Consider the following 14147-nt stretch of genomic DNA (forward strand, 5'->3'; position numbering starts at 1 on the left):
CATCCAGGCCCCGCAGGCGTGGAACAGCCCCTCGTCGTCGCAGAGTTGGGCGAGCACCAGGACCGCCGCGACGACGGCCGCGACCGCCGCCACGGCACGGCCGCCCGTCCCGGTCCGGGCAGGTGGGCCTGTCCACTTCCTCACGTGCTGCGGTGCCTTTCCTGGTGGCCCTAAGGGGACTGACGGTCGTACGGGGACGCTGACGGTCGTACCGGGACGACGCGAGGGCAGCCAGTCTGCCCCATGCCGACCGGCGGCCCGCCGCCCGCCGGACGGTCGGCCACGCTCCGCCGGTCGGCCGGTCACCGTCCGGCCGCCGACGGGGTCACGCTCCGTCGGCCAGGTCGGCGAGGACGACGATGTTGTCGCTGTAGTGCCCGTCCTGCCCGATCGTGCCGCCGCAGGTGACCAGCCGAAGCTGTGCGTCGGGGGTGGCGCCGTACACCAGGTCGGTCGGGAAGGCGGACTTCCGGAACTGGCGGATCGCCCGGACCCGGTACGTCACCGTGCGGCCGTCCTCCCGCCGCACCCGGACGGTGTCGCCCGGGCGCAGCGTCGGCAGCCGTTCGAAGACGGCGGGGCCCTTGCGGGTGCGGTAGTGGCCGAGCAGGACGGCCGGTCCGGGCAGGCCCGGTGCCGCGCTGTCGCGGTACCAGCCGACCCGGCCGGGCCGGTCCAGCGGCGGGACCTCGACCGTGCCGTCGCCGTTCAGGCCGACCGGGCCGACCGGGGCGTCCACCCCGATCCGGGGGATCAGCAGCCGGATCGGCGGCGAGGCCGACCGTTCGGCCTCCGGTGTGGAGCCGGGACCGGTGGCACCCGTGGACGGCACGGCGTGGGTCGGCGGCGAGGCGTCGGGGCCGGTGTACGAGATCCGCACCGGCTCCCCGTCGGGCGTGAGGCCGTACGCCACCGTGCCGAGCCCCAGTGCGAGGACGAGCGCGCCGGCCGACGCGGCCGGCACCCACGAGGGGCGCCGGCCGCGTCGGTTGCGGCTACGACTGCGCGCCGGCACGGCGCCGACGGACGACGGCGGTGCCGATCCCGGCCGCGCCGGCCAGCGCCAGCACGGAGCCGAGCACGACGGCGGTCGGCGAGGTGCCCGCGTCCGCCTCACCGGTCTGGGCGCCGCCCCGCGGCGCGGTGCCGGCCGGGCGGCCGTCCGGACCGATCGGTGCCGGGGTGCTCCGGCGGGGGGGGGGGCGGCCCGGGGGGGGGGGGGGGGGGGGGGTGGGGGGGGGGGGGGGGGGGGGCGGTGGGGGCGCCCGCCCGGCCCGACCGGGGCCGGGCCGCCCCGGCGGCCGCCCGCGCCGACCGGCGGCAGGGTGGGGACGGGGCTGGGCACGGCGCTGCGCGTGGCCGTCGGCGCCGGGGCCGAGGGGACCGGGCTCGGCGACGACCCGTCGGCGGCCGCGGCGCCGGCGGACAGCACCACGGCGACCCCGGCTCCGGCGCAGACCAGCGCGGAGCGCACCGAGCGGTGCACGGTCGAGGTACGTGACATGAGGACTCCTCCGAATGCTCGCCACTCCCGTCCGGGTGAACGCGAGTTGGTGACGCACACGCTAGGAAGCGCTCCTCACGGACTCCCTCCGGCCGTGTAACGGCCACCGCGCGGATCGGTAACAGCCCCCGTCACGGCCGCACGGCCGCGCCGGCCGGTGCCGGGACCGCCCCTACAGCGGCGTCGCGCGGGCCGCGAGCGGCAGCGGCGGGAGACGGTGGCGGCCGATCCAGGCGTCGAGCAGGCCGTCCGCGGCGTGGCCGCCGTAGCGGGCGAGGTGCGCGGCGAACTCGGCGGTGGTGACCACCGAGTGCCGGCGGCTGGTCGCCCAGTCGCGGACCAGCCGGAAGAAGACCTGGTCACCGAGGGCGGTGCGCAGGGCGTGCACGGTGAGACCGCCGCGCTCGTACACCCGGTCGTCGAACATCAGGCTCCTGCCCGGGTCGCCGATCCGGATGTTCTGCGGCAGCGCGAGGAGCTTGCGGTACGCGGCCTCGGCCTTGCGCTGGGCGCTCGGGCCGCCGGAGTGCTCCGACCACAGCCACTCGGCGTACTTGGCGAAGCCCTCGTTGAGCCAGATGTCCCGCCAGCCGCCGATGGTCACGCTGTTGCCGAACCACTGGTGGGCGAGCTCGTGCGCGATGAGCCGCTCGCTGCCGCGGAAGCCGTCGACGTGGTTGGTCCCGAAGGTGGCGAGGCCCTGCGCCTCGACCGGGACGTCCAGCTCCTCGTCGGCGACCACCACCGCGTACTCGGCGAACGGGTACGGACCGAACAGCTCCTCGAAGAGCGCCATCATCTGCGGCTGCCGCGCGAAGTCGTGCTCGAAGCGCTGCTGCAGCCGGGCCGGGACGTATCCGGTCTGGGTCACGGCACCCGGGCTCGGCGACGCGAGCGGGACGGCGCGGTACGGGCCCACGGAGAGGCCGACCAGGTAGCTGGCGGTGGGCGCCGGCTGGTCGAACACCCAGGTGGTCGCGGAGGCGCGGGTGGTCCGGGTGAGCAGCCGGCCGCCGCTGACCACGGTGTACGGCGAGGGGGTGGTGACCGAGAGGTGGTAGCTCGCCTTGTCGGACGGCCGGTCGTTGCACGGGTACCAGGACGGTGCGCCGACGGGCTGGCTGGCGACCAGCGCGCCGTCGGTCAGCTCCTCCCAGCCGAGTCCGCCCCAGGGGCTGCGGACCGGCTTGGGGTTGCCGGACCAGTGCACCTCGACGGTGAAGGCGGCGCCGGCCGTCGGGGGCTTGGCGGGCTTGATCCGCAGCTTCCCGCCGCGGTGCGTGTAGTGGGCCGGGCGCCCGTCGACCAGCACCCGGCCGATCTTGAACGGGGCGAGGTCGAGGGCGAACTCGCGCAGCGGTGCCCGGCCCGCTATGGCCGTGATCCGAGCCGTGCCGGCCAGCCGGTTGGGGCCCGGCCGGTAGTCCAGGGTGAGTTCGTACCGGTGGGTGCGGTACCGGTGGTCGCCGTTGTTCGGGAAGTACGGGTCGGCGGCAGCGGCCTCGGTCTGCTTGGGGCTCACCGGTCGGTTCTCTCCGTGCGCGGTCTCGGTCATGTGGCTCGGTGCCCGGGGCGCTGCCAGGCCTCGATCGGGTTGCCGAGCCAGCGGGTGTCGTCGGGGACGAACTCCGCACGCATCACCAGGGAGGCCGGGCCGAGCGTGGAGCGGGCCCCGATCGTGCTGCCGGGCAGCACGATCCCGCCCGGGCCCAGGGTCGAGCCCTCGCGGAGTTCCACAGTATCGAGCCGCATGATCCGGTCGTGGAAGAGGTGCGTCTGCAGGACGCATCCCCGGTTGACGCTGACCGCGTCGCCGAGGGTGACGAGGTCGGTCTCCGGCAGCCAGTAGCTCTCGCACCACACGCCGCGGCCGACCCGGGCGCCGAGGGCCCGCAGCCAGACGTTGAGCACCGGGGTGCCGAGCACCCGGCCGATCAGCCACGGCACCGCCAGCACCTCGACGAAGGTGTCGGCGAGCTCGTTGCGCCACACGTAGCCGCTCCACAGCGGGTGCTCCGCCGCCCGGCAGCGGCCGACCAGCAGCCACTTCGCGGCGACCGACACCGCGCAGGCCGCAGCCCCGGCGGCGAGCAGCACCGGTCCGGCGAACAGCACCGCACCGCCCGGCACCGCACCGTCCAGGGCGCAGAGCGCGACCGCGGTCAGCACCGCCAGCGCGGCCGAGGCGAACACCGGGACGAGCCGGCCGAGCTCGGTCAGGCCGCGCGCCCACAGCAGCCTGCCGGACGGCTCGTAGGTACGGGCGGCGTCCGCGGTGTCCGCCGACCGCGGCAGCTTCACCGGCGGCATCCCGAGGTAGGAGCTGCCCCGCTTGGCCTTCTTCGGGGTGGCGGAGAGCACGCCCACCAGGCCCCGGTCCGGCACCGAACGGCCGGGCGCGGTCATCCCGGAGTTGCCGAGGAACGCCTTGCGCCCCACCGCGGCCCGGCCCACCCGCAGCCAGCCGCCGCCCAGCTCGTACGGGGCGATCAGGGTGTCGTCCGCGAGGAAGGCGCCGTCGCCGACGGTGGTGAGGCTGGGCAGCGCGAGCACCGTCGAGACCTCGGCGCGGCGGCCGACCCGCATCCCGAGCAGCCGCAGCCACAGCGGGGTGATCAGCCCGGCGTACAGCGGGAAGAGCGTCTGCCGGGCGTGGTCCATCAGCTGGCTGACCGTCCACACCTGCCACCCCGTCCGCCCGTGCAGCGGGTGGTGGCCGGTGCGCAGCCCGAGGCTGAGCAGCCGGACGAGCGCCAGCACGACCGCCGCGTACGCCAGGCCGTACACCAGGGTGGCGGGCACCACCGCGGCCAGCGCACCGCGCAGCGCCGTCGGCAGGTCGTCGCCGGGGTGGACGAACAGCCCGGCCGTGAGCAGCGCCGGAACGAGGCACAGCGCGGGCAGCAGGGCCAGGGCGGAGCCGGTCAGGCCGTAGACCGCGGCCCACCGGGTGCTGCGGGCGGGCCGCTGCTTGGGCCAGCCGCGCTCCGCCTTGCCGATCTTGACGGCGGGGGCGCCGCCCCAGCGCTGCCCGGTCGGCACGTGCCCGGCCACGCCGGAGCCCGGCGCGACCTCGGCGCGCTTGCCGACCCTGGAGCCGGGGAACAGCACCGAGCGCGTCCCGACCACCGCGCCCGCGCCGACCCTCATCGCGCCGACCTCCAGCCGGTCGCCGTCCAGCCAGTACCCGGCGAGGTCGACCTCGTTCTCGATCGCACAGCCCTTGCCGAGCCGCAGCAGACCCGTCACCGGCGGCAGCGTGTGCAGGTCGACGTCCTCGCCGACCTGCGCGCCCAGCGCCCGGGCGTAGCGCGTCAGCCACGCCCCGGAGAGCGAGGTGGCACCGGCCGCCTCGGCCCACTGCTCCGCGGCCCACAGCCGCAGGTGCACACCGCCGCCCCGCGGGTAGGTGCCCGGCCCGACACCGCGCAGCAGCAGCCGGACACCGCCCGCGGCGGCGGCCAGCCGCCCCGGCGCGGAGAACAGCAGCGCCGCACCCGCCGCGACCGCCCACCAGGGCGCGGCCGGCACCCAGGCCCAGCCGCCGAGCACGTGCAGCACCGAGCCGAGCGCCAGCAGCGGGACGCTCCACCGCAGCCCGATCAGCGCGGACAGCGGCAGCAGCGCCGACAGCTGCACCAGCCCGGCCCGCATCGGTGTCGGCTCCACCCGGCGGGCCGTCGCCCCGGCCGGCGCGGACCGCTCCAGCAGCCGGGCCAGCTTGCGCAGCGTCGGCTGCTGGTAGACGTCCAGCACCGACACCGCCGGGCAGCGGGTGCGCAGCCGGGTGGTCAGCTGCGCGGCCGCCAGCGAACCGCCGCCGATCGCGAAGAAGTCGTCGTCGGCGCTGCGCACCGGCACCCCGAGGACCTCGGCCCACTGCTCCGCCAGCCACGCCTCGGTGCCGTACAGCTCCTCGCCCGGGCCGCCCTGCTCGACGTCGGGCAGCGGCCAGGGCAGCGCGGCCCGGTCGACCTTGCCGGAGGTGCGGCACGGCAGTTTTTCGACGGTCGCGAGCAGCGGGACGAGCGCCGCGGGCAGCTCGGAGCGCAGCCGCTCGACCGCGGCCGCCCGGTCGAAGCCCTCCCGGACGACCAGGTAGCCGACCAGCAGCTGGTTGCCGCTGCGGGCGGAACGAACGGCGGCGGCCGCACCGGCCACCCCCGGCAGCGCCTGCAGGGCGGCGTCCACCTCGCCCAGCTCGATCCGGCGGCCGCCGAGCTTCACCTGCTCGTCGCCGCGGCCGAGGAAGACCAGCCCCTCGGGGTCCGCGCGGACCAGGTCACCGCTGCGGTACGCGCGGGCCCAGCCCAGCGCCTCCAGCGGGGCGTACTTCTCCTCGTCCTTCACCGGGTCGAGGTACCGGGCCAGCCCCACACCGCCGATCACCAGCTGGCCGCTGCCGCCCATCGGCACCGGCCGGTCCTCCCCGTCGACGACGGCCAGCTCCCAGCCGTCCAGCGGCAGGCCGATCCGCACCGGGCCCTCGCCCGTCAGCGGGCAGGCGCACGCCACCACGGTCGCCTCGGTCGGGCCGTAGGTGTTCCACACCTCGCGGCCCTCGGTGACCAGCCGCTCGGCCAGCTCCGGCGGGCAGGCCTCACCACCGAAGATCAGCAGCCGGACCTCGTTCAGCGCCTCGGCGGGCCAGAGCGCGGCCAAGGTCGGCACGGTGGAGATCACCGTGATCTCCTGCTCGGCCAGCCACGGGCCCAGGTCGGCGCCGCTGCGCACCTGCGCCCGGGGGACGGGCACCAGGCAGGCACCGTGCCGCCAGGCCAGCCACATCTCCTCGCAGGAGGCGTCGAAGGCGACGGACAGCCCGGCCATCACCCGGTCGCCCGGCCCGATCGGCTCGCCCTGGAGGAACAGTCCGGCCTCGGCGTCCACGAAGGCGGCGGCACTGCGGTGGGTGACGGCGACGCCCTTGGGCCGGCCGGTGGAGCCGGAGGTGAAGATGATCCACGCGTCGTCCTCCGGGTCGGGGCTCGCGGCCTCGTTCCCGGACGGCTTGACCCGGCCCAGCTCCCGGTCGGGGCCGAGCACGGCGTTGACGTCGGCCTCGCCGAAGACCAGCTCGGCGCGCTCGTCCGGGTCGTCGGCGTCCACCGGCACGTAGGCGGCGCCGACCGCCAGCACGGCCAGGATCGACACGTACAGGTCGTTGGTGCCGGACGGCACCCGGACGCCCACCCGGTCGCCGAGGCCGATGCCCGCCCGGGCCAGGTGCCGCCGCAGCCGCTCGACCTCGTCGAGCAGGTCGGCGTAGCCCAGCACCGTGCGGCCGTCGTCCAGCGCGGGCTCGTGCGGGTGCGCCGCGGCCGTCGCCCGCAGCACGTCCACCAGCGTGCGGACGGCTGCCGGCGGACGGCCGGGGAACAACGCGAGCGGTGTCTCGGGGTCGGTCATCACAGTCATGCAGTCCCCTTCCCGGCTCCCGGGAGACCCATCGAAGGCGTCCAAAGCGCGACAACCCGGACAAATCTACCGACCTGGGCATTGCCGCCCTGCCAAGCCAACCACCCGGCGCGCCGAGCCACCGCTCGGGCGACCGGGAGCCCCGCCGCCCACGCGGCAGCCTGCCGGACCGCTCCGAAGCGGACAAGACCGCGTCGTCCGGGCGCCGGGTGGTCACGCCAGGTGCCCCCACGCGCCCCTGTGTGGCATCCGCACGCCTTTGAAGACACGTCCTAGTCGCGCAGGAAGGCGAGCAGGGCCGTTGCGACCTCGGTCGGGTTCTCCACCTGCGGGTAGTGGCCGGTGGGCGGCGGGCCGGCGAGTTCGACCGCCGCCGCGTGCGGGATCCGCTCGCGGACCCGGGCCAGCACATGGGCGCCGCTGATCGGGTCGGCGGGGCCCCAGACGAACAGCATCGGTCCGTCGTAGCCCTCCAGGGCGGCGCCCCAGCGGGCCGCGTGGCGGCGCCGCTCGTCGATGTAGCGCAGCAGCCGCGGCGCGAGCAGCCGGCCGTCCGCACGGGCGATGCCGAGCCACATCTCGTGCAGTGCCGTGTCGGACACCGGCCGGGCCAGCACCTGCCGCATCGAGGCGGCGAACCGCCGCTCGGTCGTCGCCCGGGCCAGCAGCGGCCCGAGCGGGCCGTGCAGCAGCCGCTGGATCGGGACCGGCCGGTGCAGGTCGGCCCAGAGCCCGCCGTTCAGCCACGCCGTGCGGGTGATCCGCGGGGCGTCCCGGGCCAGCAGCTCCTGCGCGACGCTGACCCCGTAGTCGTGCGCCACCAGCGCCGTCGCGCCGACGCCGAGCTCCTGCCACACCGCCTGCACCAGGTCGGCCTGCTCCAGCAGTGAGTACGCGTGCCGGCGCGGCTTGTCGCTCTCGCCGAAGCCGAGCAGGTCGAGGGTGGTCACCCGGCAGCCGTCCGCGGCCAGTCGGGGCGCCACGGCCGCCCAGTCATGCGAGGAGGTCGGGAAGCCGTGCAGCAGCGTCACCGGCCGCCCGCCGGGCGGACCGTCCTGGCGGACGAACAGGGTGTGCGCACCGCGCGGGCCGCGGACGGCCAGGCGGCGCCCGCCCGCGGTCCACTCCGCCAGCGGCGGCAGCTCGGTCTCGGTCGGCGGGGTCACGGTGCCTCCTGTCGGGGACTGCCGGTGGTCGGGCGCACGGTGGTCGGGCGCACGGTGGTCGGGCGCGCGGTCACGGCGCCGGGCGGCGCAGGGCGACGCCGTCCAGCAGCGCGGTGAGCCCGAAGTCGAACTCCTCGTCGCTGTCCGGCGCGTTGAGCAGCTCGGCGTGGCGGCGGACGACCGGGTGGGTGGACTCCGGCAGGGCCGCGAACAGCTCGGCCATCGCGGCGCGCTCGGCCGCCGTCCGTGCGGCGCCGCCCGCGTCCATCTGGGCGGAGCCGATCACGAAGTGCATGACCGTCAGGTAGACGTGCACCGCGGTGGCGGGCTCCCAGCCGGTCGTGATCAGCACACCGAGGGCGTGCTCGCGGGCGCGCAGCGCGTTCGGGCCGAGCAGCTGGCCGGCGACGAACAGCGGCGCCACCGCGGGATGGCCGAGCAGGACGCCGCGGAACCCGCGGGCGCCGGCCGCCAGGGCGGACCGCCAGTCGGCCGTCTCCTCCGGCAGCCGGACCTCGGCGAGCACGTGGTCCACCAGCTCCACCAGGAGCTCCTCCCGGCTGGCGACGTACCGGTACAGCGAGGTGTGGCGGGTGCCCAGCCGGTCGGCGAGGCGGCGCATCGTGAGGGCGTCCAGCCCCTCGCCGTCCGCGATCTCCAGGGCGGCGGCGGTGATCGCCGCCAGGGTCAGTCCGCCCGCCCGGGGCCGGCGCCGGGCCCGCTCGTCGTACCGCTGCCGCCACCAGGCGGCCGAGCCCGGCGAGGCCGGCCCGGTCACTCGAAGAGGTCAGGGTCGGAGCGGACGACGTCCTGCCACAGCGGCTGGAAGGAGAACCAGCCGGCGAGCGGGAAGCCCGTCTGCTCGCGGGTGTAGCGGGCCGCCTCGGCGCTCATCACCCGAGGCGTTCCGGCGGCCTCGGCGAGCAGCTGGGCCTGGGCGCTGCGCTCCATGCTGATGAACCACCAGGCGGCCTCCTCGACGGACTCGCCGACCGTGAAGACGCCGTGGTTCTGGTGGATCGCGGCCCGGTGCGGGCCGAGGACGGCGGCGAGCAGCGCGCCCGCCTCCTCGTCGAGGACGACCTCGCCGCCGCCCTCGGAGACCACCACGTGGTTCTCGAAGAGCGCGCAGGCGTCCTGGGTGATCGGGTCCAGCGGGCGGCCCAGGCTCGACCAGGCCTTGCCGTGCACGGCGTGCGCGTGGCAGGCGGCGACCACGTCCGGCCGGGCCGCGTGGATCGCGGAGTGGATGACGAACCCGGCCCGGTTCACCGGGCGGCGGCCGTGCCGGACCCGCCCCTCGTGGTCGACCAGCAGCAGGTCGGACACCCGGACCTGACGGAACGACAGGCCGAACGGGTTGACCCAGAACATGTCCGGGAACTCCGGGTCGCGGACGGTGATGTGCCCGGCCACCCCCTCGGAGAAGCCGAGCCGCCCGAAGACCCGGCAGGCGCCGGCCAGGCGCTGCTTGCGGTGCTCGCGCTCCTCCTCGACGGTCGCGAACTGCGGTGGCAGGTCGAACTCGAGGCCCTCCTGCACCGGCATGAACGCGCTGATCGTCTCCGCCACGGTGTCCCCTCTCCCGGTCGGTACTGCTTCGGCGCCCCATCATGCGTCCAATGGACGCATTTCACAAGGGGTGCGGCACGGCGCCTCCCGGCCGGGATGGCGCGATCCGTCCTGGCGTGTCGCCCGGCGCCGGGTGGGATGATCGACCCGCCCGGCACCATCACGCAGAGGGAGCAGACGATGGCGATCAGTCACCGAAGCATCGGAACCGGCCCGCACAAGGTCCTCGTGCTGCACGACTGGTTCGGCACCAGCGCGGGCTGGGGCGACTTCCCCGACCTGCTCGATCCGGACGCGTTCGGCTACGCCTTCCTCGACTACCGCGGCTACGGCGAACGGATCGACGTGGACGGCGAGTTCACCCTCGCCGAGATCGCCGCGGACGCGCTCGCGCTCGCCGACCAGCTCGGCTGGGACACCTTCTCGCTGGTCGGGCACTCGATGGGGGCCAAGGCCGCGCAGCGGATCCTCGCCGAGGCGCCGACCCGGGTGCGCCGGCTCGCCGCGGTGGCCCCCGTCCCCGCGAGCGCCTACCCGCTGGAGGGCGACGCCCACGAACTCTTCCACGGCGCGGTGCAGTATCCGGCCAACCGCAGGGCCATCCTCGACCTCGTCACCGGCCACCGGGCCTGCGGCCGCTGGCTCGACCGGATGACCGCCCGCTCGGTCGCAGGCTCCCGGCCGGAGGCCTTCGCCGGCTACCTGGCGGACTGGACGACGCAGGACTTCGCCGCCAAGGTCGCGGGCAGCCCGCTGCCGGTCGGCGTGTTCGTCGGCGAGCACGACCCGGCGCTCTCCGCCGAACTGATGCGCCACACCTGGCTGGAGCACTACCCGAACGCCGGACTGACCGTCCTCGCCAACTCCGGGCACTACCCGATGCACGAGATCCCGGTGGCCTTCGCGACCGCACTGGAGGCCTTCCTGCGGTCCTGACCCGGCGACCCGGCGGATTGTCAGTACCCCCGCCTACCATGGGATTCATCAGCGAGCGCCCCCAACCACCGCACCAGGAGGTCGTCGATGTCCGCTGCCCAGGCACTCGTCCCGTCCGTCCGCCGCACGCCGTCCGTCCACCGCACGCCGTCCACCCGGCGGGCGCGTCCCGTCCACCGCTCCGGCCCGCCCGCCGTCCGGCCGCTGCCGGCCGGCATGCCCCGCGAGTGGTACATCGACCACAACCGCCGGCTGAAGGCCATGCGACTCGCGGTCGTCCTGCTCGACTCCGGGGTGTACCTGCCCCAGCAGGCCACCAACCGCCGGATCCGGTCGACGGCCGTCCGCCTCGGCATCCACCGCCCGTCCGCGATCACCTGCCGCGCGGTCCGGGCCCTGCTCGCCTGACCGGCCCCGCCGCAGCGGCCGAGCGATTCAGACCAGTGCCGTGCCCAGCCAGGCGGCGACCAGGGCCAGCACCAGCAGCACCAGGTTCAGCCCGATCTCCCGCACCTCGCCCCGGGACAGGTGCAGCGCCGCGCCACCGACCTGCACCAGCACCAGGCCCACCGCGGCCGCCACGGCCAGCCCGACGGCGACCCCCGTCAGCGGCGGCAGCAGCAGACCCAGCGCACCCAGCACCTCCAGCGCCCCGACCACCCGGACCAGCGGGAGCGGCACGGCGTCCACCCAGCCCATCATCGGGCGCAGCACCTCCCGGTCCTGCAGCACCTTCTTGCCGCCCGAGTAGAGGTAGAACAGCGCGAGGAGCGCAGCGACGAACCAGTACGCGACATGCATGAGAAGCCCCCTGGGAGCAGTGACCTGCGGTGAGGCGCCCATCATGGGTCACGGCCGGAGGGCCTACAAAAGGCACACGGATGTGCGTGAGACACGGGGAGCAGCCATGACGCAGTACGAACACACCTGCATGATCCGCGGCGACGGCGGCAGCACCGTCCGCGCCGTCCTCGACCGGATCTGCGACAAGTGGACGCTGCTCGTCGTCGCCACCCTCGACGAGGGCCGGCTGCGCTTCGGCGAACTGCACCGGCACATCCCCGGCATCTCGCAGCGGATGCTCACCCTCACCCTGCGCAACCTCCAACGCGACGGCCTCGTCTCGCGCACCGCCCACGCCGAGGTTCCGCCGCGCGTCGAGTACGCGCTCACCGACCTGGGCCGGAGCCTCATCCCGCCCGCACTGGCGCTCGCCGGCTGGGCCGTCGAGCACAACGCCCGGATCCAGGCCAGCAGGGCCGCCTACGACGGGGGATGATCGGACGGACACCCGTTCGGAGAGGACCACCGGCATGGAGTTCCGTCACCTGGGCCGCAGCGGCCTGGTCATCAGCGAGATCGCCTACGGCAACTGGCTCACCCACGGCTCCCAGGTCGAGGAGGACACCGCCGCGGCCTGCATCCGCGCCGCCCTCGACACCGGCATCACCACCTTCGACACCGCCGACGTCTACGCCGCCACCCGCGCCGAAGCGGTGCTCGGCCGGGTGCTGAAGGGCGAACGCCGCGAAGGGCTGGAGATCCTCACCAAGCTGTTCTGGCCCACCGGCCCCGGCCGCAACGACCGCGGCCTCGGCCGCAAACACGTCATGGAGGCCATCGACGGCTCGCTGCGCCGCCTGCAGACCGACTACGTCGACGTCTACCAGGCGCACCGCTACGACCCCTCGACCCCGCTCGAGGAGACCATGGAGGCCTTCGCCGACGTCGTCCGCGCCGGCAAGGCCCTCTACATCGGCGTCTCCGAGTGGACGGCCGACCAGATCCGCGCCGGCCACGCCCTCGCCCGCGAACTGCGGGTGCCGTTCGTCTCCAGCCAGCCGCAGTACAGCGCGCTCTGGCGGGTCATCGAGGCCGAGGTCGTCCCCACCTGCGAGGAACTCGGCATCGGCCAGGTCGTCTGGTCCCCGATCGCCCAGGGCGTGCTCACCGGCAAGTACCTGCCCGGCGCCGCCCCGCCGGCCGGCTCCCGGGCCACCGACGAGAAGGGCGGCGCCGAGTACGTCGCCCGGTGGATGCGCGCCGACGTCCTCGAACGCGTCCAACTGCTCCGCCCGCTGGCCGAGCAGGCCGGCCTGAGCATGGCCGGGCTGGCCGTGGCCTGGGTGCTGCAGAACCCGAACGTCTCCGCCGCGATCATCGGTGCCTCCCGACCCGAGCAGGTCGTCGAGAACGCCGGGGCGGCCGGCGTCCGGCTGGACGCCGACCTGCTCAAGGCGATGGACGACATCCTCGCCCCGGTCGCCGAGACCGACCCGGCCCGGACGGCCCAGAACGCCCCCAAGGAACGCCCGTAGCCACCGGGGCTCCCCGCGCCACCGGATCTACCGGAGCGGCACGCGGTTGGTGGCGCTCAGCACGTCCCCGCGCACGGGCGAGCCCGCGGCGCGCCGCGCATCGCCGACCGCCGGGTCCGAGACCGAGACCGTCAGCGTGTACCGCGGCTGGCCGGTGATCGTGTTCGACCCGTCCACCGGCGGGGCGAGCCCGCGGGAGACCGCAAGGGCGTCGACGCCGGGGCAGAGCGCCGCGAGCGGCAGCACCAAATCCGCGTCGCCGCCGGAGCGGAGGTCCACCGCCTGCGCCCCGGCGTCCTGCGGCGCGGCCTCCCCGTCCGTGAGCGGCAGGCCGTAGGCACCGCCCACCAGGCCGTCCGGGCCCTCGATCTCGACCGCGGCGGTCAACGGACCCGACCCCGGCAGCGGGCGCGCCGACCCCTGCCCGCCGGTCCGCCCGCCGACCTGCGCGAACGCCAGGCCGACGGTGAAGTGCCCGGGGTCGCCGCTCCCCAGCCGCTCGAAGCCGTAGGAGGTGAGGACGAGCTGCGGACCCGGCCGCTCGTCCGACGTGCCCGTGCCCGCGGCCGGGTCGGACCGCGGCGGCACGGCGTAGTGGTGGAAGCCCTTCGAGCCGCATGCGCTGCCCGTGGTGGTCCCGCCGCCCGGCAGCGCGGTGTCCTGCGCCTTGGTGATCACCGGGACCTCGGGGGCCGGACCGGCGCCCGCCAGCAGACCGCCCGGCCGGAGCGTCACCGCCACGACCGCTCCGGCCGCCGCCAGCACGGCCAACGCCACCGTCAGCGCCCGGCGACCGCCCCCCGGCCGCCGGACGGGGCCCGGGGACGACGGCGACCAGCGGCGGCCACCCGGATCGACCGGCGGCTCAACCCGCCACCTCGCCGACAGCTCACGGGTCCGCGCCGCGGGCTCCTTCACCGTGGCGGCGCGGACGAACCGCTCGTCCAGCACCAGCCCCTCGAACGGGTCGGGGGCACCGGGCTCCGGCTCCTCGGAGGGGTGCGGCTGCGGGTCGTCGGCTATCGGCATCGCGCCAGTATGCCCACGGCCGCCGACACCGCGGCCGCCGGGTCCCGCCGGGCGCCTGACGGCCCGGCGGCCGGCTGCGGCGCCCGGCGGGAGGAACTTCTTCGGCGAAGCCGTCACATCCTCGGGACGGCATCCGTCAGTGCAGTGCAAGCACATCGGAACCCGCCGGGAGGAACCCGCCGTGAACACCAGCACCAGCACCGC

Annotated in this window: 12 protein-coding genes; 4 read left to right on the top strand and 8 right to left on the bottom strand. The window is 75.6% G+C overall.

Features of this window, described 5'->3' with window-relative positions; translation table 11 throughout:
• Positions 1 to 325: 325 nt before the first annotated feature.
• From ABD353_RS02275 to ABD353_RS02300, 6 genes are all read right to left on the bottom strand, one after another.
• Positions 326 to 964: a class F sortase gene (locus ABD353_RS02275; protein ID WP_344621718.1), complete on the bottom strand. Its 639-nt coding sequence runs from the start codon at positions 962 to 964 to the stop codon at positions 326 to 328.
• A gap of 712 nt (positions 965 to 1676) precedes the next feature.
• Complete coding sequence (locus ABD353_RS02280) at positions 1677 to 3059, bottom strand: M1 family metallopeptidase (protein ID WP_425555057.1); 1383 nt, start codon at positions 3057 to 3059, stop codon at positions 1677 to 1679.
• A complete protein-coding gene (locus tag ABD353_RS02285; RefSeq protein ID WP_344621720.1) occupies positions 3056 to 6922 on the bottom strand; it encodes a Pls/PosA family non-ribosomal peptide synthetase in 3867 nt (1288 codons plus the stop codon). The genes ABD353_RS02280 and ABD353_RS02285 overlap by 4 nt, the downstream gene beginning before the upstream one ends.
• A gap of 272 nt (positions 6923 to 7194) precedes the next feature.
• A complete protein-coding gene (locus ABD353_RS02290) occupies positions 7195 to 8088 on the bottom strand; it encodes an alpha/beta fold hydrolase (RefSeq protein ID WP_344621721.1) in 894 nt (297 codons plus the stop codon).
• 70 nt (positions 8089 to 8158) lie between these two features.
• Entirely contained in the window at positions 8159 to 8866 is a 708-nt protein-coding gene (locus ABD353_RS02295; RefSeq protein ID WP_344621722.1) for a TetR/AcrR family transcriptional regulator, read from the bottom strand.
• Entirely contained in the window at positions 8863 to 9636 is a 774-nt protein-coding gene (locus tag ABD353_RS02300) for a class II aldolase/adducin family protein (protein WP_344621873.1), read from the bottom strand. The genes ABD353_RS02295 and ABD353_RS02300 overlap by 4 nt, the downstream gene beginning before the upstream one ends.
• A gap of 204 nt (positions 9637 to 9840) precedes the next feature.
• On the opposite strand from ABD353_RS02300, the gene ABD353_RS02305 reads away from it, so the two are divergent.
• Both ABD353_RS02305 and ABD353_RS02310 read left to right on the top strand, forming a co-directional pair.
• Positions 9841 to 10596 carry an alpha/beta fold hydrolase gene (locus ABD353_RS02305; RefSeq protein ID WP_344621723.1) on the top strand — a complete coding sequence of 252 codons (756 nt, stop codon included), beginning with the start codon at positions 9841 to 9843 and terminating at the stop codon, positions 10594 to 10596.
• A gap of 87 nt (positions 10597 to 10683) precedes the next feature.
• Positions 10684 to 11004, top strand: coding sequence for a hypothetical protein (locus ABD353_RS02310; RefSeq protein WP_344621724.1), 321 nt, complete (start codon positions 10684 to 10686; stop codon positions 11002 to 11004).
• 27 nt (positions 11005 to 11031) lie between these two features.
• Here ABD353_RS02310 and ABD353_RS02315 read toward each other — a convergent pair whose 3' ends face one another.
• Entirely contained in the window at positions 11032 to 11397 is a 366-nt protein-coding gene (locus ABD353_RS02315; protein WP_344621725.1) for a DoxX family protein, read from the bottom strand.
• Between the two features lie 106 nt (positions 11398 to 11503).
• Between ABD353_RS02315 and ABD353_RS02320 the strand changes: the two genes are divergently transcribed.
• Both ABD353_RS02320 and ABD353_RS02325 read left to right on the top strand, forming a co-directional pair.
• Positions 11504 to 11875, top strand: a complete 372-nt coding sequence (locus ABD353_RS02320; protein ID WP_344621726.1) for a winged helix-turn-helix transcriptional regulator — start codon at positions 11504 to 11506, stop codon at positions 11873 to 11875.
• 34 nt (positions 11876 to 11909) lie between these two features.
• The gene (locus ABD353_RS02325) at positions 11910 to 12914 is read left to right on the top strand and encodes an aldo/keto reductase family protein (RefSeq protein WP_344621727.1); all 1005 of its coding nucleotides are present in this window, start codon (positions 11910 to 11912) and stop codon (positions 12912 to 12914) included.
• Between the two features lie 27 nt (positions 12915 to 12941).
• Here ABD353_RS02325 and ABD353_RS02330 read toward each other — a convergent pair whose 3' ends face one another.
• Positions 12942 to 13943 (bottom strand): SCO2583/SCO2584 N-terminal domain-containing protein, encoded by a 1002-nt coding sequence (locus tag ABD353_RS02330; protein ID WP_344621728.1) that lies wholly within the window; start codon positions 13941 to 13943, stop codon positions 12942 to 12944.
• Positions 13944 to 14147: the final 204 nt, after the last annotated feature.

It is taken from the genome of Kitasatospora arboriphila, assembly GCF_039528095.1.
In the GTDB taxonomy this organism is placed as follows: Bacteria; Actinomycetota; Actinomycetes; order Streptomycetales; family Streptomycetaceae; genus Kitasatospora; species Kitasatospora arboriphila.